General features: G+C 50.0%; 14 protein-coding genes. 5 read left to right on the top strand and 9 right to left on the bottom strand.

Features of this window, described 5'->3' with window-relative positions:
- Positions 1-83: 83 nt before the first annotated feature.
- Complete coding sequence (locus QWY82_RS18245) at positions 84-2,627, bottom strand: choice-of-anchor D domain-containing protein (protein WP_290265236.1); 2,544 nt, start codon at positions 2,625-2,627, stop codon at positions 84-86.
- Between the two features lie 476 nt (positions 2,628-3,103).
- Positions 3,104-4,537: a carbohydrate-binding protein gene (locus QWY82_RS18240; RefSeq protein ID WP_290265235.1), complete on the bottom strand. Its 1,434-nt coding sequence runs from the start codon at positions 4,535-4,537 to the stop codon at positions 3,104-3,106.
- Positions 4,538-4,972: 435 nt separating this feature from the next.
- Here QWY82_RS18240 and QWY82_RS18235 point away from each other — a divergent pair, with 435 nt between their 5' ends.
- Positions 4,973-6,148 (top strand): saccharopine dehydrogenase family protein, encoded by a 1,176-nt coding sequence (locus QWY82_RS18235; RefSeq protein WP_290265233.1) that lies wholly within the window; start codon positions 4,973-4,975, stop codon positions 6,146-6,148.
- A gap of 158 nt (positions 6,149-6,306) precedes the next feature.
- Here the strand turns inward: QWY82_RS18235 and QWY82_RS18230 are convergent, their stop codons facing one another.
- The 3 genes from QWY82_RS18230 to QWY82_RS18220 all read right to left on the bottom strand — a co-directional run bounded on the left by QWY82_RS18230 (position 6,307) and on the right by QWY82_RS18220 (position 11,690).
- Positions 6,307-7,026 carry a substrate-binding periplasmic protein gene (locus QWY82_RS18230; protein ID WP_290265232.1) on the bottom strand — a complete coding sequence of 240 codons (720 nt, stop codon included), beginning with the start codon at positions 7,024-7,026 and terminating at the stop codon, positions 6,307-6,309.
- 251 nt (positions 7,027-7,277) lie between these two features.
- A complete protein-coding gene (locus QWY82_RS18225; RefSeq protein WP_290265230.1) occupies positions 7,278-10,253 on the bottom strand; it encodes a chondroitinase-B domain-containing protein in 2,976 nt (991 codons plus the stop codon).
- 66 nt (positions 10,254-10,319) lie between these two features.
- Complete coding sequence (locus QWY82_RS18220; protein WP_290265228.1) at positions 10,320-11,690, bottom strand: polysaccharide lyase family 7 protein; 1,371 nt, start codon at positions 11,688-11,690, stop codon at positions 10,320-10,322.
- Between the two features lie 61 nt (positions 11,691-11,751).
- On the opposite strand from QWY82_RS18220, the gene QWY82_RS18215 reads away from it, so the two are divergent.
- Positions 11,752-11,898, top strand: a complete 147-nt coding sequence (locus QWY82_RS18215; protein WP_290265226.1) for a hypothetical protein — start codon at positions 11,752-11,754, stop codon at positions 11,896-11,898.
- A 320-nt stretch (positions 11,899-12,218) separates the two neighbouring features.
- Here the strand turns inward: QWY82_RS18215 and QWY82_RS18210 are convergent, their stop codons facing one another.
- Both QWY82_RS18210 and QWY82_RS18205 read right to left on the bottom strand, forming a co-directional pair.
- Positions 12,219-13,733, bottom strand: coding sequence for a PilT/PilU family type 4a pilus ATPase (locus QWY82_RS18210; RefSeq protein WP_290265224.1), 1,515 nt, complete (start codon positions 13,731-13,733; stop codon positions 12,219-12,221).
- A 180-nt stretch (positions 13,734-13,913) separates the two neighbouring features.
- A complete protein-coding gene (locus QWY82_RS18205) occupies positions 13,914-14,666 on the bottom strand; it encodes a hypothetical protein (protein WP_290265222.1) in 753 nt (250 codons plus the stop codon).
- 163 nt (positions 14,667-14,829) lie between these two features.
- Between QWY82_RS18205 and hisC the strand changes: the two genes are divergently transcribed.
- The 3 genes from hisC to QWY82_RS18190 all read left to right on the top strand — a co-directional run bounded on the left by hisC (position 14,830) and on the right by QWY82_RS18190 (position 18,203).
- Positions 14,830-15,903 carry a histidinol-phosphate transaminase gene (gene hisC, locus QWY82_RS18200; protein ID WP_290265220.1) on the top strand — a complete coding sequence of 358 codons (1,074 nt, stop codon included), beginning with the start codon at positions 14,830-14,832 and terminating at the stop codon, positions 15,901-15,903.
- On the top strand, positions 15,900-16,664 hold the full coding sequence (locus tag QWY82_RS18195) for an ATP-binding protein (RefSeq protein WP_290265218.1): 765 nt from the start codon (positions 15,900-15,902) through the stop codon (positions 16,662-16,664). Before hisC ends, QWY82_RS18195 begins: the two co-directional genes overlap by 4 nt.
- A 156-nt stretch (positions 16,665-16,820) precedes the next feature.
- Entirely contained in the window at positions 16,821-18,203 is a 1,383-nt protein-coding gene (locus tag QWY82_RS18190) for an SLC13 family permease (RefSeq protein WP_290265217.1), read from the top strand.
- Between the two features lie 26 nt (positions 18,204-18,229).
- Here the strand turns inward: QWY82_RS18190 and QWY82_RS18185 are convergent, their stop codons facing one another.
- A complete protein-coding gene (locus tag QWY82_RS18185) occupies positions 18,230-19,060 on the bottom strand; it encodes a general secretion pathway protein GspB (RefSeq protein ID WP_290265215.1) in 831 nt (276 codons plus the stop codon).
- Positions 19,061-19,064: 4 nt separating this feature from the next.
- Entirely contained in the window at positions 19,065-20,882 is a 1,818-nt protein-coding gene (locus QWY82_RS18180) for an ExeA family protein (RefSeq protein WP_290265213.1), read from the bottom strand.
- Between the last annotated feature and the right edge of the window lie 148 nt (positions 20,883-21,030).

The following is a 21,030-nucleotide window of genomic DNA, read 5'->3' as shown; positions in this document are numbered from 1 at the left end:
TCGCTAGTGCGGGCACCAAACTCCCCCGCGACATAACTGTGGGACAGCATCGCACATAGTGTAGGCTTTTTTGTGCGGGAGGATTAATTACATATCGGGCTAATTTTATCCAATTCTTTGAGCGTTTTTGTAAAACCGTATTCAAGGCCGTCGCTAAAGAAATAGTAGGTCATGCCGTTGGGCAGCATTTGAATGCCCACACCGCCGTAGCCAGACATATAGGGAATCCATGTTTCTGACGTACAGTTAGTGACCGTGGTGGAAGCATTCAAATCGTAGGCCCAGAAACTGTTGTTGTATTGGCTGGTAGAGGTGGGCTGCGATGGGTCTGTGGGCAGGCCTCGATCGCCGGCACTGCGTTGTAGGCTGGCGTTAACCATGGTCGCATCTAAAACCTGCACGCCGTTAATTTTCCCGTTGTCGTTATTGAGCATGTTGGCAATTTTTACCACGTCGTCGCGATGATAAAACAAACCTAATGCGGTGACGGCGGCGGCGGTGGTATCGCGGGTGCGGATGCTCTTGGAGAGTGATGGGCTAACACCGAGCGGTTCGAATACATCGGGCACTAACATGTCGGCGAAAAATTCTTTGCTCGACCCCTCTTGATCTTGCACATAATCGTTAAGTGCGCGCCCAAGAATGTAAGTGTCGGATGAATGGTAGACCCAAGTGGTGCCGGGATTGGTCTTGTGGCTGTAATAGTTACACGAAATGTCTATCTTGCCGCTGTGAGTATTGCTGTAAAGCCAGTCGACCGCGTAATTACTTTCATCGGATTCGTAGCTAGATGAGGTGTAGTTACCGGTGGCCATGTCGAGCACATCTTCGAGCGTAACGCTGCCCCACTTAGTGGTGTTGCTGCACTCTGGCACATAGTCTTTTACTAGCGCGGCCCGCTGAGTGCCTGCATATTTTTGTTCAAGGCGCATCAACCCGATACCACCGACCACTGATTTGGCGGTCGAGTAGGATGGCACGCTCATAACGTCGCAGAAGGGGAAGTCGCCGTAGCGGGTAGCACAGCCGCCCACATAGTGAACGCCATTGTAGGACACGCCGTAGAGTGTCATGGCGCTTGCGGTTTGATCACTGCCAATATTGCTCACCGTGATTCCCGCGCTGGGATAATCCGTTGCCAAGGCGCTGATCGCTTTCATCGGCATGCGGTTGGCAACTTCAGTTTCATAGGCCGCTTTAATGGCGCTGGCATTACTAACCGTTGTTTTGTTGTAGCTGGCGGCGAGCCGGCCGTACATATTGAATTGGTAGTAGTTACAGGTTTCAGCGGCTATTTGATATTGAACATTGGAGATGCTGCCGCTGTCGTTAAACAGGAAAGTTAATACGCCGTTGTGGGTACAGTTCTGATTGTATTCGGTCAGCGCAAAGGGAATGGCGGCGCGGCTATAGCCATTGTCGCTGGTTTCGTCCCACACGCGGCCGGGTTCTAAGATTAAATCCCACTGGCCGAGTGCCGTACCATTTTGAATGAGGCCGCGCTGTACCGGAATGATATGGGTGCCGTGTTGTACGAACTGGTAGTTGAAGTTGGGCAGTTGCTTAACACCGCTCAGCGTGGCGTAGGCGTAGGGATCGGTGATGCTGCTCCAGCCTCTTTGAGTGCCGGTGAAAACCAAGCTGCCCTCAAAGGTGTTGCTTGGGTTGGCAGCGTTCGCTGGCAGCGCAAAGCCGCTGTAATTGACCAGGCTGCCGTTACCGGGTGAGCCGGTAAGGTTGGCATAAGTTACCGTGCTTCGGCTAACGCTGCCATTACCGGTGAGGCAGTCATAGGCGCAGGTCGAGCTGTTGTCGATACCGGTTCCGGTAAGGGCGACAGAGACCACTGGCTCATCGCTATCGTTAGAGTTAATTAACAGGGCGTCGCTAAAGGAGCCAGCGCTGGTGGGTGAGAAACTTGTGGTTAGTGTGCAGCTGGCGGCGGGGGCGAGGGTGGTGTTGGCGCAATTATTTTGGCTGATGCTAAAGGGGGCGGCAAGGCCGATAGTGGTGCCGATGAGAAGGTCGGCATTGCCGGTATTGGTCACTGTGATGACGCTGTCATTACTTGCCCCCACATTCACCGAACCCAGTGCGCCGTTACCGGTGACGTCTATGTCTGGCGCACCGCTGCTTCCACTTGGGGTGCCTTGTACAAGGACGTTGTCTAGGTAGCAGTAATCGTTGTAAGCATTGCCATAGGCGCGCACGCGCACCTGCATGGCGCTGTTGTTGTCGGCGCCGACAGGCGAGCCGTCGTAGGATCTGAAAGCGGAGTCGTCACTGCCGTTGGCGACGGTAATCAAGTTAGTCCAATTCGAGCCGCCATCGACGGACACTTCGGCATAACAATAATCGTTATATTCTAACGAATAGGCAGCTAAGTCTGCAGCTAATGTGACGCCGCTGTAGCCAGCGGTTGAAATCGCAGCGGTGGCGCTTTTTCGATAGGATACCCGTAGAGAATAATTCGAACCGTACAAACTGGCGACTGCTACACCGCTACCGCTAGTTGCCCAGCCGTCGATGTTGGCGTCCTGAAAATTATCGGAAAAGATTGTATCGGCATGAACGAGGCTGGTGGCTAAAAGCATCACCCCACTCGCCAGTAAGGCTAATTTTTTCATCTGGATCTCTCGCTAATTAAAATTATTTTGCGCTTTGTCGGGTAGCTGAGCGTGGGTACAACCTATTCCGCTGCTAAAAGCTATGATGTTTATCTGCCAGCCTATTGAAATGGGCAAGTTTGGAGTTAAGATCTAGTTGCGATGAATGCAGCAGCTATATCACTGGCGTCTTAGCTCTAAACCTTAGTTCTAAACCTTAGTGCCAAACAATAGACCAGCGGCTGATAAGGCATAGCCGAGCTGGGCAGATACTTAAAATAATACGGTAAAGCGGGAGTCGATATAGAGCCAGTTCTGTTGGCGCGATAGAGCCAGAGCAAAATGAAATTGTAGTGTTGGCGTGAGAAGCTGTTTATATTTAGCGTGGATGGGCGATAAATAGATATATTAGTCTTGGCTGGTTAAGAAAATCACGCCAAAAGTCAGGGCGAGCAATTGGCGTGATAGGCATTGTGCAGTAGTGACTAATAAAGATATTAGTTTAAAAATTCATTAAAGAAGCCTTCAGTATTTTTCAGGTTGTTGAAGCCGAATATCCATGTGTCTTCCACTACATCTGAAAAATCAAAGCCGCCATCTCGTATGGTGGGGTTAACCCAGCCGACGTGGTTTTCTATACTGGCATCCGCCACTTTTTTCGCTTCAGTCCAAAGCTTGCCAACGGATACATTGGATGTGGCCGAGACCCAATAGCTCCCGTCCTTTGTGTTAAAGCCGGGCGTTGCATTATTGGTTGAATTGCCATCGTCAATTTTTTGGTAGTCAGTGTTTTGTTTTACATAACTGAGGTCTTCAGGGGTTGTTTTATCTTCGTTCCATTGGCTATGTTGAATCACGTGAATACGGGTTTTAGTGTTGATGCTGGGCATTTGCGCTTTAATACGTTTGACCAGATCTGCAGTAAAATCAGATTGACCCGCTTCTTGAATCCAGATGTCACCGTTAGCTGTGAGTGTTGCTTTGACTTTGCTGGTGGTTTCATCCAGCGCTTTACTCCAATTTAGGTGGGCATTCGACCAGTTGTTAGCGCCAAAAGCCAAGTTAAATAAGTTGTTGGCCTCAATATAGTTGCCGCCCTGTATGCCATAGGCGCCGGATACCGCATGGTACTTTACCTTTGAAAAACGTGGGTCTTTTAACATAGTTCCAAGGCCTGCTACTGCATGGATATCATCAGGATCTGGTTTGCTGTCAAAGTGGCCCAGTAATAAATCTTTCGATGTATTAAATTTTCCGAGCATGACCGAACCATTGTCTGTGTCTGTTGTTTTTTGAACATCAATCCAGTTGATGTTAAAGCCACCCGCTAAGACGTTGAGTCGTAAGGTGTGCTTACCGGCTGTCAATTCGCCTAATTCAGCCTGTAGGTTTTGCCATTGTTGCCAGCCCCCAGTAGCTGCCACTGCGATCGCATTGGTGCGGTTAGTACCATCTATCGCTAAGGTAAACATACCATTGCCAGGCTTGGATGCTGCGCGAATGGTCGCTTTATGAGCGCCACTGTTGAGTACATTTATGTCGTACTCTAGCCATTCATTGCCGTCTACCCAGCCCACATTAAAGCCTGCGTTTAGGTCGGTTGTTTTTTCTATATCGACATTGTCGGTGCGGTATTGTCCGCCATTGTTTCCTGTGCTTGTATCAAAGTAACGGTGGTAATCTTCCGCTTCAATTTGGCCCGGTACTGCGAAGGTAGGCGCGCTGGGCTCGATGCTGTCGCAGGGTTGAGAGCCGCACATACATACACTGTGATCAGAGTAGCTATCGGCACAGTCGGTTGCTATCGGTCCATACTGTGTTTTGCATTGGCTGGTGAAGTTGCATTGGTCAACGGCATAACTGTAATTGGCGGCCAGCATAATAAGGCTGCCAACAAATAAACCAGAGAGAAGGTCGCGAGTGGGTTTCATAGTAAATCCTTATCTGAAATGGGGCGTTAATCTAGATTGACCCAAAACGTTAAAAGTAGATCGATATGGTAATTATGAACTTAAGGCGTGAGTGTGTTTTTTTTGAGCAATGATAGGAGATGTGCTCAGGTGCTCGTTCCGCCTACCTACCAAATCACAAAATGGGCTTTATTTTGTATTTCAGGCGCGTAGCCTCGATACAGATTGGTACGCTTGCTCAAGCGCCAGTAGTGGGCCGCCCTAGAATGATTAACTATCACGTAGATTGATAACAGCCCATTTTATTTCATTATTTCTTATTGGTTTTGGCCTATGCGATGATGCATAAATTGTTTTTACCCTAGCTACTTTATTTGACCTTGTCTGTTGATAGAAGAATCGGGTTTTTTGGTTAACTCATTTATAACATTAACATTTTAAATAGTAGGTGACTGTATGACAGGAAAACGCGAATTTGGTTTGGTGGTATACGGTGCAACCGGTTATACCGGTCGCCTCGTGTGTGAGTATTTAAATCAGCGCTACGGCGTGAATGGTGATGTTAAATGGGCTATGGCTGGCCGTAGCCGAGCAAAGCTAGAGCAGGTAAGAGATGAAATGGGTATTCCTAAAGGCATACCTTTGGTTGTGGCAGATGCTGGCAATGTTGAATCAGTAAAATCTTTAGTGGCGCAAACGCAAGTGATCCTAACTACGGTGGGGCCCTATCAAAAGTATGGTTCGGAGCTGGTTGGGCTCTGTTGTGAGGTGGGAACTGATTACGTCGATTTATGTGGCGAGCCGGCGTGGATGCACGAGATGATTGCCCAATATGGCGCCGCAGCCAAGGCGAGCGGTGCGCGCATTGTATTTTCCTGTGGTTTCGACTCTGTGCCCTTTGATCTTGGCGTTTTATTTCTGCAGTTGGCAGCACTGAAAAAGTGGGGTAAGCCCTTGGCTCGAGTGAAGGGAAGGGTGCGCGCCATGAAGGGAACATTCTCGGGCGGCACGCTAGAAAGTTTTCGATTGACAATGAAAGCGGCGGCGCAGAAGCCGGAGTTGGTCAAGGTGTTAACCGACCCCTTTGCGCTAACAGAAAGATTCATTGGCCCAGAACAGCCCACGGGTATGGCGCCAATATTTGAGCCGGATTTAAACAGCTGGTCGGCGCCCTTTGTGATGGCGACAATTAATACCAAAAATATTCATCGCTCGAATTTGTTATTGGCTCATCGCTATGGTGAAAATTTTGTTTACGATGAGATGTTATTGACTGGCCCAGGTGAAAAGGGCGAGATGACGGCTAAAGCCGTTGCGGCAGATAAATCCATGGCTAAAAGTCCCATGCAACCTGGTGAAGGACCCACTAAAGAAGAGCGGGAGACTGGCTTTTATGACCTGCTCTTTGTCGGCCGCGGCGAGGAAGGTCAGGTGCTAAAAGCCTGCGTGAAAGGCGATAAAGATCCTGGCTATGGCTCCACCAGTAAGATGATCAGTGAATGTGCTATTGCACTGCTAAAAAATCCGGCGTCCGTGCCGGGCGGCCTTTGGACACCGGCATCGGCTCTTGGAGAACGATTGATAGAGCGATTGGAAGCTCACGCTGGGTTGACATTTTCGTTGGAGAATTAATGCTTTGGGAGAAGTCGTCTAGAAATTAGAAAAAATGTAATTTTTTATTTTCTAAGGCGGATAAAAGACATTAAACGCTAACGTTTCTGGCGTGAGGACTTTTTGGATCGGAAAACGCTTCGGCTGGGCGTTCACACTGCAATAAGTGGCCTAGAAGCTTAGTTGGTAAAAGACTTTTTGGCCTGTTCTCGCTTGACCATATCAATGGCGTCTTGCATTTGTTGCACCAGCCGATCTTCTACATCGAGGCTGAAGGCAAAGTAGTAATCATTTTTTTTAAGCATATACACCGCTTCATAGTTGGCGGGCTTTATCGCGGAGTCTTCAAGGCTCTGCCGCCAGCCATCTTCGCCGAAGGCCCACATGTCAATGCGGCCGGCTTTCAGCATTTTACCGAGGTTGTTGACATTTGTTGCAAGGGTAATATTTTTTGACGGTATGTGTAGTTCGCGTAAATAGGATTCACCGGCATCATCTCGCACCGCACCTAGACGATATTGGGTTAGGTCTGCACGGGTACGAATAACAATGTTTCGCGCTTTCTCTGCAATCAGTACATATTTTTCCGATCCCGTCGGCCCCGCCCATTTGAAGAGTTTGTCGCGCGCGTCTGTGCGAATAGTGTTGAAAAGTACCGTATTTGGACCTTCAAGCGCATTGCGGTAAGCCCTAGCCCAAGGTTGGAGCAAGATATCTTTACGCGCCACTGGGCTGCCGGCTTTTTGGCTTGCCAGCAATAATAAGTCTACCGCAGGGCCCTTAAGTTGACCTGCCTCGACATAGTTAAAAGGCGGGCTATGTTCGGTGATATAGCGCAGTTGATTGAGCTCTAGCTCGCTGGACAGAGCGGAAGTGGAGGCGAAAATAAGTAGTGCCATCCTAAATGGCCAACCAAGGGAATATCGCCCGGCTTTTTTCCGCATGAGTACTGATGGCCCCGGTTCACTTTACTAAATTGATAGGCGTGATTGATAGGTATGCCCGCTGGCCGAAAAAGGCCCAAGCCCCAAAAAGGAGGGTATAGGTATTTACCGGTGAAATAAAGTACACAGAGGGAGTGGTTAGAACAGAGGGCAATAAAAAAGGCGCCCAATGAGATTGGGCGCCTTCTCATCTACTAACGAGCAGATTAAGGCTGTGTAGCTGTCCAGGTACTGCCAGGACCAACCATGTCTGACGTAATGAACGTTAGTGCATCAATGTCTGCACCAATATTGGCATCAACGCCGCTACCTTCCACCATGTTGTTGGCATTTGGTGCGGTAAGTGTTGCACCGTCCTGCACATCGAATAAGTTGCCATCCAGATTTAGCTTGCCGTTAAAGTTAAACGTACTTTGTGCAAGCGTCTGTGAATAGAAATGGTTGTTATCAAAGTCCGATGTGGCATCCAATGCGCAACCTGCTGTAACGAATAGCTCATCGTAAACCACTGTGCGACCTGAACCATTGGTATTGCCGTTGATAGAGTTACCCGATGTTTGGTTAGCAACGAGGTTACTATCAAAATCCAGTATTGTTGCGCCCAATCCACAATCTGTGTCCTTAAACTGGATTGCACGTTGTGCATTCACTATCGTATTGCGAGCAACTGTTAGGGTGAAGTCTAGCCCAGCTGTCGCAAGTAATGCGCCGTTACCACTGCCGCTCAATGGATCAGCATTGATGTGCAAGGCCGCGCGATCACTCGATGTGGTACGGAGGTTGTTAATGTAATTATCAACAATAGTATGTCCGAGTTGCGCAAAAGAAATACCACCATCCTCAGTGTCATCACCGTCGGAAATAATGATGTTGCTGGACGCGGTATTGTTATAACCATCCTCAAAGGCAATCATGCCAGAGGAGCCAAGAATCGTATTGCCGTGAATCGTATTGCCAGTGGACTGCACTTTAATTATTCGGCGATCTGTTAGAATGTTACTAAACAGGTTGTACTGAATTATGTTTAAACCGTCTTCCTTACCATCGCTACCGGTTGAGCGGCCAACTTGAATGGCGTAGCCAGAGGAGTTGTTAGAACCAGCTGACACGGGTACTGAATCTTTGAAAATGTTGTATTGGATGGTATGCCCTTCATTACTATTGGCCGTACTGTTGGCGTAAATAGAAATGAAAGAACCCTCTTTGGCTTGGTCTTTAGCAGCAAAGCTGTTGCGTTCAATCAATGCTTGGAAGCCTTTAACCGACACGAAGTGATTACCACTCGCTGCGGCTGTCGCTTCGCCGGTGAAGGTGCTGTTAACTAACTGCGCGCCATTACCATTCATATAAACTGAAGATGGACCATTACCCGCACAGCTGCTGCCTGCAACAGTATTTAAGGCTGAGAAAGTAAGGCCATCAATTTTTGCTTCTGATGCTAACTCAATACAGGTGTTTCCAGAAATAACAGGCACTTGCCCGCTTATTGCCTGCAGCGTAACTCCTGAACCTACGGTAAGCGCGGCCATATCGGTGTAGTTACCTACTTGTAAGCCAATTAAATCACCTGAGGCAGCAGCAGCCACAGCAGTGGCCAGTTCAGCTTGGTTGCTAACGCGAGCGCTATAAACGATGCCTGAAGCAGTAGAGGTAACCTCTTCATCGAAGCCGTCGTCATCGCTATAGGACGCTGAAACCGAAATAGCTGCACCTACCTCTGCGGGCGATAGCATATAAGATTGAGCGTTAGCATCGGCAATATCCTGACCGTTTGCTTGCCATTGATAGGTGACTGAGCCGCTAATACCATTGGCATCGGTGGGAACTGCAACACTGAGAGCTTGGCCCACAGTCAGCACACCCGTAATACTCCCCGCTACTCCAGGCGTGTTGGTTGCAACTGTTGTTACTGGTCCAACCCCAGCAGACGTTGCTTGCTCGCTAAATCCTGAATTATCGGTATAGGTCACAGATAGCGTAATCGTATCGCCCAATACCGAGCCATCAAGAATTAACGCCGACTCGATGGCAGAATCGATCGGTACGCCATTGGCCGACCACTGGTAGCTAACAGTACCGAAACCGTTAGCATCGGTAACAACCCCCGTTAAAGTAGAACCAACACTGGCAGAGCCTTGAATCGCTACAGTACCGGGTGTGTTAGTCATGCCAACGTCAACAGAAATAGCATCAAGCGCTGCTTGATTAAGATTTGCAGAAACTGATGATGTTGGTAAGTCCGCTTCAGCGGCTGCGAGAAGCTGAATAGACGTGCTTGAAAGTTCGCCATCAGAAAGATCAGTGGCAAAGTCATCAACCACATCTGCGGCAGTACCGGCTTCGTTTTCGTCCACTTGAGAAATCAGCGCGATCACGGTGGCGTATTTGCCGGCTGCATCATTTGCAGCAGCGGTTGTTTGCAGGTTGGTTGGCTGTACGGTGGTGATGTCGATCGAGGCCAGGCCAAACTTTTCCGCTACTAAATCGTTGTAGGTTGTTAATGCCGAGCTTAAGCCGGCTGCATCGGCTTCAGCCAATTGCACCGCCATTTCGGTCAAGGGTGACACGACGAAATCACCGCCTTCACTCATATCAACCACGGCGCGGGTTAAGGGCGCAGTTAAGGTACTGCCAGAGGCTTCGTCGACGTAAGTGCCGCCGCTGCACTCGATTAAGCCGTAGCCGTCATGTTCTACGTTACCAAAGGAGACAGCACCGTTTGCGGTGGTTGCCGATGCCAGTTCTGCGCCTTTTGCGCCAGCCTCGGTCACTGCAAAAACGCTACAATCACCGCCAGTCACCAAGCCGTGAATAAAGGTAGCTGCAACGGTTACCGTTACGGGAATTTCCGCTACCGGTGCAGAGGTTTGCGATTCGCGTACGCCATTGTTGCCTTGGTAGCCGACAATAACGGTAATTTCCTTGCCAATGTCGCTGGCGGTAACTACGTAGGTTTGCCCTGTCGCGTCGGCGATCAGTGCGCCATTGGCATACCAAGCGTAAATGATGGACGATTCAACCACGCCATCCGGATCTTCCACGGTGGCCGTTAAGGTTGCCCCCACGCTCGGGGTGCCAGTAACGGTAACCATGCCACTTTGGTTGCTGGGTGCTTTATCGCCACCGCCACAACCCGCTAGCATCGCGGTGATTGCGAGAGATAAAAGTGTTTGCTTATACATTGTTATTGTCCTCTATTTTATTGCTCGTGGTGTTGCTTTTTAGTTAAGTGATACTGCGCGACTTCGTTATGGCTGGTAGCCAGTGTGTGATGTGTTCAATCGGTAAAAAGTTGCCTGGACAAAATCGTCTGGATTGCCGGTGCTGTTTTGGTTGTACACGCCCGCTTTGAAGTACATGTAATCGCTGGCGACGTCATAGCCACTGTGAGTCATGTCAACGGTTTTGCTGGCTAGCGTTTTGCCGTTTTGGCTGATTTCAACTAACAGCGTGTTGCCTTTTACATCGATCACATAGGAAAACTTTTCGTTCAGGGCGAAGCCGTTCTCTGGATCTGGCGCAGAGTTAGATTTGCTGCCAATAAGCTCGATAAATTGTTCTTCGCCGTGTCCGCGCGAGCGTTCGTGTGCGAAATAGATGGAGCCGCGATTATTGTTTGGTAGCTTGCGGTAGTAAATTCGCACGGGCTCATCTTTATCGGCGTGGATTTGGCCAATAATTACGCGACCTACCTGGCCCGCATCGCCGGTGCTGGTGACCGCGTTTACCGCCAGTGTCGCCTCCATTCGGCCATCGATACCGCCAGCTAATTTATGAATACGAGTAGGGGTCGATGAAAACACCCAGTTGTTTTTATTGGGGCCGCCGTCTGCTTTGGTTTTGATAGATTTATCGCCGCGGCGTAGCATTTCGCGCAATTCGGTGCGGGTAAATTTGGTGTTTTTTGAGGTTTTGGCGCCGGCGACCGTGGCCTTGAACACCATGCCGCCGTCGGCGGCTGTATAAAAGTAGCGAGCATCCGTGGCGCCTTTGGCTAAGTCCACTTCGTCGAAGCGATCGCAGATGCCGTCGTTATTTTCATCACCTGGGGTGTTGAGGTACCAACCTAGCAGGTCGAAATTCCTGCCTGGAGGTAAATCTGGCGATAGGCCTGTGCCACCGGCGGTGCTGGGTAAAATTTTGGCGCTGACAGAGGCGCTAATGTCGTCGATCGGGGTTAGGTTAAAGTCGTCAAAGCGCCCCTCTGTGCCGGCAAAGCTGGCAAAAATCGTGGCGCTGCCGACTTCGGAAGACTGGAAAATGACTTCTAACTGCGTCCACTCTTTCACCCGCTTTTTCGGTTGATCGAAGTACATGTGGCCGTCGGACTTTACCCCCAGCGTACCCGCGCCCAATAAATAGGCGTTGAGTCTGTACTTTGTATTTGGCGCGAGGCTTAGGGTTTGCGCCGCGAAGGCGCCTTGGCTGCTGAGCTTGAGCGAGTGAGCGCCGGTACGCGCGTCATTGGAAATCGACAACTCGCCGGTGGACTTGGACCAGTCTTGCCAAGCCTCCTCAAAGCCTGCGTTTTTAATATTCGAGGCGGTAGCAATGGCGGAGCCGGTTACCAGCGCCAAGGCTAAGAGGGCGGGAGCTTGTCTTTTAACTGTTCGATTCATTCTTTCTTTTATTCAACATGCTTTAGCTAAGGGGCGGGTCAGAGGTATAAGCACTTGTCAGATGGCTGTACATATTTTCGCCATGACTACTAATTTACTGAATTCCCGAATTTGTGAACAAGGTCAAGGTCAAGATACCATGAACCCCTATGGTCTGATCAAGTGGTCTGACTATGTTTCCGCTAAAATATTTCTGCAGCAGTTTTAAGTGATTGATATTAAAAGGTTATAAAATTTACAGTGTCAATGTATAAGCACAGGCTGTCGACTACAAAATACAAAGTAGGTACCGGTTTTAATAGGGCTCTTAAGTTTATGGTTTTAAATTGATCTGATAGGTTGTGCTGGTTTCTACTCGCTAGGCAAAGGCTTGGCCTATGATGCGGGGGTAGAGGCTTGTGAGTCTTTAGTGTGGCAAAGTTGGCTGCGAATTGTGATTGGCGCTGTAAGTCGGGCGTGAATGGATGAGGCGAGTGCGCAAAGGCCTAAGACCCAAGACCTAAGACTCACTGTGTGTTTTGCGAGCTTTTAATTGCGCGCCAAAGGCAGTGAGGCCATCAAGTTGGCGATTTCAATATTGATCTCCTGTTGGCTGTGTAATTGTTTTCCCATGGCGCGTTTAGCGGCTAAGTGCCAGATGATCTCGCCGCTTTTACCATCGTAACCCTGGATGACTAAGCCGCCCTCCAAGTGAGAGCTCTCCGTCTCGTCCGCTTCCAGCTCATTTATGGGTAGCCGCAATGCTTTTTCATGGTGTAATCCAAAGGCATATTTTATCAGCAGGTCTGGTTTGCTGGTCACCAAGTTATAGCCGCGCTCTTTTATCCCTTGCTTGATGGCTTCGGTCAGTACGGCTTCCATGTCGGGCCTGCGCTTTAGGCTGGCTTGATTGGCGAGAATGGCGACGCGTTTATATTTAGTAAAGTCGGCAGATTTTGACAGCCAATGTTTTTGCGGCGTGAGATATTGATTGTCATTCTTGCTGTCGCCCATCTTAAAGCGCAACGCTAAATTGATGCGCGAATCGGCGATGCGCATGCCCTCTGCTTTGGTTATTTTGTTGGCGCTGATCAGTTGATACAGTGAGTCGTCGAAGGTTTGGCAATCTTTGCTGTCGCTGGAGCCCATGGCCTCTTTTATTTTTTCGGTTTCGCCTTTTTCGATCAGGCCGGCGATAAACGGCGTGTTCATCATCATTTCCACCGGCGTGACGCGTTCGCCTTCAGGGTTAATGGCAACCCGTTGACTAATGATGCCGAGCAGGTGCTGCGCCAAATCCTGGCGAATGCGAAACTGCTCTGACACGGGGAAAAAATTTAAAAAGCGATCCAGTGCTTGGTTGGCGTTGTTGGCGTGCATTGTCGACAGGCAGAGGTGACCGGTTTCGGCGTAGCGCAGCGCTTGCCGCGCCGTTTCAGTGTCGCGAATTTCCCCGATCATAATGACATCGGGTGCTTCCCGCAGGCCGAAGCGCAGGGCATCGGCATAGCTGTGGGTGTCTGTGCCAATTTCGCGCTGGCTTACCACCGACTGTTTATAGTGGTGGGTGAACTCGATGGGGTCTTCAATGGTGAGTATGTGGCCGCGACGATGGGCGTTTCGATAGTCGATCATCGCCGCTAGCGTTGTCGATTTGCCGGTTCCGGTTGCGCCCACCACAAAAAACAGGCCCCGCTCTTCCATGGCGAGATCGTGCAATATGTCCGGTAGGCCTAGGTCTGTGATGCTTGGAATTGCATCTTTGATGTAACGCACCACCATGGCCATGGTGCCGCGCTGAAAATACACGTTAATGCGAAAGCGCCCGATGTGGTCAAAGCTCAGGCCAAAATCTAAACCTTTATCTCGATACAGCTGTTCTGTCTGCGTTTCGGTGAGTACCGAGCTAATCAACTCTTGGGTTTGCGTTACATCTAAGCTCGGGCCAGATACCGTATGAAAGCTACCGTGAACCTTGATAGTGGGTGGGGCGTCGGCATTGATATAGAGGTCTGATGCATCCCTCGCCACCATGACTGAAAGCAAACCGGTCAGTTGATTCACGTCTATCTCCCTTTCCGTGCTGGTTCAAATGGTTGAAGTCGCAGGCTCGACAGCGGTTTTACTATGGCATATCTAGCGTGTTATTGAAAAACATCGCGCCTATGCCGCGCTCACCTTTCCTTTTACTGTGCTCGCGCGGGCATTTCTTTGCCTGCGCGATGGGGGGAACAACTCAGCGAGCTAATGCACTGTTTTAGTGATTTCTGCAATGCGCGCCTGCGCCTTTGTCAGCCATTGTTCATCGCCATTACCGCTTGGGTCCCAGGCGTTTTCTTGTTCGATGATGCTGCGAAATTCGTTGAGGGCATCGGTGGGGCGATTTTGCCGATGGCGAATCTCACCCAAATGGTATTTTACCAGCGCCGTGGCGTGGTACTTTTTCAATGCCTCGAACTCTTCGCTGGCGCCATCAATATCCTTTAAATGGTAGAGGCATTGAGCGTACATCACGTGGCCAGTTTTGGAGCGAAAGTTGGGGTTGTGTTGAATGAGGCTGTTGAGGGTGCGTTTACAATCTTCGTAGCGCTGGTCTAAAAGCTGTACGCCAGCCAAACCTTCCAGCAAAATCGGATCAGTTTGGTAGATACCCTTGAGTGCCCGTTCATAAAACATTTCGGCATCTTTATACAGGCCTTTACCTGCGCACTCCTTGGCCATATTAACTAAGTTTTGAATAGTTTCATTGCGCTTTAAGTTGTCCTGGGCCAAGCGGAAATCGCGGTGCGGATCGGTGATGTCGCGCACTTTTTTGCGCGCTTTTTGGGCGCTATTACTGCTGCTCCAAGCCGGCAACAGTTCGACAATAAGGTAGGCTAGGCCGCCAATCATGGGTGCCATCAGTAGCACCCATATCCATAGCGTATTACGGCCAGTTTTCATGGCGTGCACAATTAAGAGCACTTGTAATAGCATAATGATAATAAAGAGGGGCATCCTGCTGGTTTCCTGTCGATGAGTTTGGCCTCGGAGTATAGCCGCCTGGCACGACTGTGAGAACTGATGGCTTTTACCGCTGCGGCCATTAAATAAGCACCCTGCATGGGATATACTGCCGCTTTTCAGCCTTATTTTGGCTTAACCCTAAGAAACCCAAACTATGACACTGGATAGAAGTAAGTTGTGGAGCCCTGCCGTCAGTCGGCTAGAACCCTATGTGCCGGGTGAGCAGCCGCAAGTGGCTAACTTAATAAAACTCAATACTAATGAAAGCGCTTTTCCGCCCTCGCCCAAAGTGGCACAGGCGATCACCGCTGCGGAAATTAACAAGCTGCGCCTCTATCCCGATCCAAACTCGCAGCTGTTGCGCGCGGCGATCGCTCATTATTACAAGGTGGACGCGTCGCAAGTCTTCGTCGGTAACGGCTCCGATGAAGTTCTGGCCCATGCTTTTTTTGCTTTCTTTCAACAGGCGCTACCGCTGCTTTACCCGGATATTAGCTACAGCTTTTATCCTGTGTATTGCGACCTGTACGATATCAAAGCGGAGCAAATCCCGCTGCGCGAAGATTTCAGTTTGCACTTGTCGGATTATCAGCGTCCCAACGGCGGCATTATCTTCCCCAACCCCAATGCGCCAACGGCAATGGGCCTTCCCCTAAGCGATATTCGCGAGCTGTTAAATCACAACCGCGATTCCGTGGTGTTAGTCGACGAAGCCTATGTGGACTTCGGCGGTGAAAGTGCCATAGCGTTGGTCAATGAATTTGACAATTTATTGGTTGTGCACACCACGTCGAAATCGCGCGCCTTGGCCGGTATGCGTATCGGTTATGCAGTGGGGTCTGCAGGTTTAATTGACGCGTTAACGCGGGTTAAAAACAGTTTTAACTCCTACCCAATTGATCGCTTGGCAGAACTTGCCGGTGCGGCCTCCTTTGCCGATGAAGACTACTTTCAGTGGGGGCGCCAACAAGTGATGCAGGCGCGAGATTATACGGTGCGCGAGCTTGAGCAGTTGGGTTTTACTGTATTGCCGTCTCAGGCCAATTTCGTATTTGCGCGACCGAATAGTAAACCGGCGAAGACAGTGTTCGAAGCGCTGCGCGAGAAAAATATTTTGGTGCGCTATTTTAATAAGCCAAAAATTAGTGAGTTTTTACGTATCAGTATTGGCTCGCAAGATAATATGACAGCATTGGTTGAAGCGATTCAGGAGATCATGCAGCAATGAGCATAGATTGGCTATCTACTCAGGCGGCGATCTGGCGCGCTAAGCGCGCGGCGCTGCGGCCTGTGTCCTGTTTGGATAACATCGTGCTCGATGATCTTTTAGGTATAGATCGGCAAAAGGCAGCGGTGGTGGAAAATACTCAGCGCTTCGTGAGCGGCAAAAAAGCCAATAACGTTTTACTGTGGGGCGCGCGCGGCACCGGAAAATCCAGTTTGATCAAGGCGCTGCTCAATCAATTTGTCGCCGATGGCTTGCGAGTGATCGAGGTGGATAAAGACGATCTAGGCGATCTGCCGGAGATAGTCGACGATATTCGCGAACTGCCACAGCGCTTTATTATTTTTTGTGATGACTTGTCCTTCGAGTCTGGCGAGGGCGGTTACAAGCATTTGAAGAGTGTGCTGGAAGGCTCCATTGAATTACCGCCTGAGAATGTATTGATCTACGCCACTAGCAATAGACGTCATCTCATGCCTGAGCACAACAGCGACAATGCCGGCACGCAGATTTTCAATGGCGAGCTACACCACGGCGATGTAGTGGAAGAGAAGCTATCGCTGGCCGATCGCTTTGGCCTATGGCTAAGTTTTTACCCGATTAACTGGGAAGAATACTTCGCGGTGATTGATCATCTTTTTGCAGATATGGCATATACCGCTGAGCAACAGGATGCCTTACACAGAGAAGCGCGGCAGTTTGCCCTGGATAGGGCTAGCCACAGTGCTCGTGTAGCCAAGCAATTTTGGTTGGCGAGAAGTTAAGTACGTTTTCTAACCCAGTAAAAAAATCATTGTTACGCTTTGCTTGTAGGGGGCGGCCCCCCGCCTTGTAGCTTGTAGCTTGTAGCTTGTAGGGGGCGGCCCCCCGCCTTGTAGCTTGTAGTCAATTCTTAATAATAACTAGCATCAAAAAAGCCTATGACCTTAACCAATAACAAATCCCACTTACTTTGGCTGGCGCCTTTGCTGGGCGCTGTTATAGGTCTGTGGATGTACAGCGCGGGCTGGAATCATCTCGCCTGTATGACGGCAGGGTTAACGGTGGTGTGTGCACTCTGGTGGGTGTTTGAACCTATTCCTATTCCGCTCACCTCGCTTATTCCACTTGGATTGTTCCCATTGTTGGGTATTTTGGATGGCAAAGAGGTAGCGCTTGCCTACGGTTCGCCGTTGATTTTATTGTTGGCCGGCGGCGCTATGTTGTCCAAGGCCATGGAAAAAAGTGGCGCGCATCGGCGTTTAGCGTTGGCTATGGTGCGGCTCTGTGGTGGTAGCAGTTATCGCCGTTTAGTGTGGGGCTTCATGCTTGCCAGTGCCTTGTTGTCCATGTGGATTTCAAATACCGCCACTGTACTGATGCTGTTGCCAGTGGCGCTTGCAATTATCGAAAAAGCAGAGGATAAAAGTTTAACCGTGCCGCTGTTGTTAGGTATTGCCTATGCGGGCAGTATTGGTGGCTTAGGCACGCCCATTGGCACGCCGCCCAATGTAATTTTTTTGCAGGTTTACGCCAACACCACCGGCGAGAGTATCAGCTTTATTGGCTGGATGATGAAAGCTTTGCCGGTTGTCGCTTTGTTGTTGCCCTTGGCTGCTTGGTGGCTAACCCGCAAGCTTAATGCCCGTTCCGTTTTACAGCTTCCTGCGCCTGGCCAGTGGCGTACCGATGAAAAACGTGTGTTGTATGTGTTTGCCTTTACGGCAATTGCTTGGATGACGCTAACCGAACCTGTGGGTGGTTGGCAAACATGGCTGGACCTACCCACGGCAAACTATGCCGCCGTTGCGTTAACTGCCGTCATTGCCTTAGCGGTTATTTCCGATGGTAAAGGGGGCCGGCTATTAGATTGGGATATGGCGAATCAAATTCACTGGGGCGTATTAATATTATTCGCCGGCGGTATCGCTTTAGCATCGGCCTTTACGGCGACTGGTTTATCGGCAGCCATTGGCACACATTTAACCGCGCTAGTTCATTTGCCGGTTTGGCTGTTAGTTTTGTGTGTTGCTTTGGCGGTTACCTTTCTGACTGAGATCACGAGCAATACCGCTACCACTACCTTGTTGATGCCAATCCTTGCCGCCGCTGCTATTGGCGCGCAAGTTGACCCGCTCATTTTGATGTTGCCCGCGGCACTCTCTGCCAGTTGCGCATTTATGCTGCCCGTTGCCACGGCGCCGAATGCCATAGTGTTTGGTACCGGCGAGGTGACGGTCGTGCGTATGGCGAGGGAAGGGCTGGCCATCAATTTGATGGGCGCTGTGGTTATCACACTTGGGGTGTTACTTTTCTCTGTCTAAATTTAATGGAGATTATTTTTCTGGCGCTATTCCAGCGGCCAGTTTTTCATCGCATCCAGCCGAAAGGTATGGCCTTCAAAGGTTAGCACCACACCGGTACTCATGACGCTGACGACAATTAACCCCGGTGAAATTTGATCGCCGCGGTAGCGTCTACGGTCATTGATAATGGCAAAGCCGCTATCGGCATCCGAAGAGTATATGTGCGCAGAGTAGACCATCTTGGGTAGGCGATCTTGTAGCGCCAGAGGTAGATTGTGAATGGCTGGTATTTGCGGTTCAGCCATTTCTCGCTTCAGTTGCTGCGCTCTTTCTGCCAATGCCTGCTGTTCATTGGTCAAGCTCGACGCCGCGGCTAACCTTTGCTCGGCACTTGAATCACTAGGTTGCTGATAGAGATCAATAACCTGTGCATTGGTTGTTGGAGTTTCAACCGTTTTTAGAGTGTCTGATAAGGCCCTAGTTGCAGGCGGTTCGCTATTGCCTGCGCTGTTATGATCGAGCGTTTTGTTATCGTTAATTGAACTTTGGCTTTTCGCTGGCTGATTGTCCGTTGCTGGCACTGTACTCGCCATATTCTTGGCGGCGTTAGTTGGTTGCGCTCGCGCGCTCGCGGCTGTGTCTTGTGTTAACTGAACAGTTTGAGGTGCTGGTTGTGAAGTTTGTACTAAAAGTTTGTAGCCCAGCACCACTACGCTAATGAGCAATAGCGCGCTCAAGAGTTGCCAGCGCCTCGGCAACCTGTTTCCGCTGCTGTCTGGTGTGCTCGGTGTTTGAATGGCTAACAAGTCCGGCGCTTGCTGTTGCTCGCGGCGCTCGGCTTCCGATTTTTGTAAGGCGTTGAGAATAAAAGACACGGCGTTAACCTTCTATGGCCGGTGGCGTATGGGTGTTGGATTGGTCTCGGTGCTCGAGATCTGTATTGAAATCGTCAGTACCCACAGCGGGTTCAATTGTATCCTGTTCAGATGTGAGAGAAATGCCGATGTTAAGGGTATCGTTAATTTTCAGTAGTGTTTGTAGCCCAACAATGCCATCGGCCTGAATATTGTTTTCGGTTTGAAATATTTTAACCCTCGCGGCAAGCTGCGATGTGAATACCGTCGATGCCAGTGGTTTCACTTGTTGATCTATATCGGCAAAGCGCTGTGCAATCCAGGTGACCAGCCTGCCTTTGTCGCCCACTGACAGGGGTTTTTCGTAGCCCTCTGGTCCTTGCCAAACCAACGTGAAGTTACCCGACCACTCATTGCCTAGCGCCATGAGTGGCCGCTTAAATGTATGACCTTGGTGCAATAAGGTGGCTGTGACGCCCTGTACCGACAGTATGACGCCATAGTGAGACTGCCCAGACTGGTTAACGAATTCAAGAACGGCGGGGCGGTTGTACTGCAAAAAACCTTTCCAATTTTTCACCGTTAATGAGGCGCAGTGCCATTGCGTGCCGGCGGTGTCTTCGCACGGTGCTGGGCCGCCAAGTTGTGGGCTGCCAAGGGCGGTAAAGAGAGCGCTTAGGGCGGCAGAATCGGTGCTGTAGGTTTGTGTTGCGAGGGTCAATTCTGGGGCTTGCGCTGCGCTGGTTTCAACAGGGCTGTTGCCTATGTCGGTCTCATCTCTCTGGGTGGTAGCTGTAGCTATTGTGGCTGTGGGCGTGGCCAACGTCTGCATCGTCGAATCCGACTCGGCGGTTTCTGCAATTGCCTTAGCCGCATCTTGCACTAACGGAGCTTGCACGGCGCCTTGATGGATGTGGCTCGATAGAAAATAGGTGCCGAGACCAAGCACCATTAGCCCCAGAGATGCTTGCAGCAAAGATAAGGATTTACGGCGCCAGAGGTTCGGTTTACTCGACAGTGTTTCCGGTGCGCTTACAATAACTTCTGCGGCCGCTTGCTTTAGTTTTTTAGTGTCGAGATTTCGGCTGTTTTCCGCGTAGGCGCCAAGCAACATGCGGTCGCATAAAATATTGATAAGGCGTGGAATGCCGCCGCTATAACGGTGTATGTCCGCAATCAGTTTCGGCGGGAATATTTTTTGGCTATTGGCTAGCCCGGCAACCTGTAGGCGGTGCCTTATATAAGCCTGTGTCTCTTCGGCATTTAGCGGTTCTATATGAAACCGCGCAGTAATACGCTGGGATAGTTGCCTCAAAGCGGGTTTGTTCAGCAGTTCCTTGAGTTCGGGTTGACCAATAAAAATGATCTGCAGCAACTTTTTTGTGTCGGTTTCGAGATTGGTCAACAAACGAATCAGCTCAAGCACTGAGGGGTGTAAATTTTGCGCTTCATCGATAAGCAGTACGGTGTTTCTGCCCTTGCTGTGGTTTTCCAGCAGAAAACGATAGAGCGCGGAGGAGAGTTTTCTGACGCTTGTTTTGTCTTCGATGTAGGCAATAGACAGCTCATCGCAAATGCTTTCCAGTAATTCGGTCGCATCTAACAAGGGGTTGAGAATGAAGGCTACATCGGTATTGGCCGGTAGTTGCTCTAGCAGACTGCGGCAAATCGTGGTTTTTCCCGTACCGACTTCGCCTGTTAATAGCACAAAGCCACCGCCAACCCCAACCCCATACAAAAGGTGGGCTAGGGCCTCCTTGTGCTTTTGGCTCATAAACAAGTAGCGCGGGTTTGGCGATATGGAAAAAGGCGCGTCGTTTAGGCCAAAGTGATGAATGTACATGCTAAATAGCTAGCCTCGCGCTAGACATACAACTCAAGTCAATTTTAGGGTGGATGTGCTGGTTGTTTATCGGTGGTTAAGGGCCGATTATGCCTGTTTTTCCCAGCCGCTGGAAAGCTTCTGGCGTCCATCTCGATTATTGTCAGCG

The sequence above is a fragment of the Simiduia curdlanivorans genome (assembly GCF_030409605.1).
GTDB classification, from domain to species: Bacteria; Pseudomonadota; Gammaproteobacteria; order Pseudomonadales; family Cellvibrionaceae; genus Simiduia; species Simiduia curdlanivorans.
This window is presented reverse-complemented; position numbering and strand designations above follow the sequence as displayed.

Excerpts from the sequence above, each read along its gene's own strand:
- QWY82_RS18245 (WP_290265236.1), bottom strand. The coding sequence starts at position 2,627 with ATGAAAAAATTAGCCTTACTGGCGAGTGGGGTGATGCTTTTAGCCACC.
- QWY82_RS18240 (WP_290265235.1), bottom strand. The coding sequence starts at position 4,537 with ATGAAACCCACTCGCGACCTTCTCTCTGGTTTATTTGTTGGCAGCCTT.
- QWY82_RS18235 (WP_290265233.1), top strand. The coding sequence starts at position 4,973 with ATGACAGGAAAACGCGAATTTGGTTTGGTGGTATACGGTGCAACCGGT.
- QWY82_RS18230 (WP_290265232.1), bottom strand. The coding sequence starts at position 7,026 with ATGGCACTACTTATTTTCGCCTCCACTTCCGCTCTGTCCAGCGAGCTA.
- QWY82_RS18225 (WP_290265230.1), bottom strand. The coding sequence starts at position 10,253 with ATGTATAAGCAAACACTTTTATCTCTCGCAATCACCGCGATGCTAGCG.
- QWY82_RS18220 (WP_290265228.1), bottom strand. The coding sequence starts at position 11,690 with ATGAATCGAACAGTTAAAAGACAAGCTCCCGCCCTCTTAGCCTTGGCG.
- QWY82_RS18215 (WP_290265226.1), top strand. The coding sequence starts at position 11,752 with ATGGCTGTACATATTTTCGCCATGACTACTAATTTACTGAATTCCCGA.
- QWY82_RS18205 (WP_290265222.1), bottom strand. The coding sequence starts at position 14,666 with ATGCCCCTCTTTATTATCATTATGCTATTACAAGTGCTCTTAATTGTG.
- hisC (WP_290265220.1), top strand. The coding sequence starts at position 14,830 with ATGACACTGGATAGAAGTAAGTTGTGGAGCCCTGCCGTCAGTCGGCTA.
- QWY82_RS18195 (WP_290265218.1), top strand. The coding sequence starts at position 15,900 with ATGAGCATAGATTGGCTATCTACTCAGGCGGCGATCTGGCGCGCTAAG.
- QWY82_RS18190 (WP_290265217.1), top strand. The coding sequence starts at position 16,821 with ATGACCTTAACCAATAACAAATCCCACTTACTTTGGCTGGCGCCTTTG.
- QWY82_RS18180 (WP_290265213.1), bottom strand. The coding sequence starts at position 20,882 with ATGTACATTCATCACTTTGGCCTAAACGACGCGCCTTTTTCCATATCG.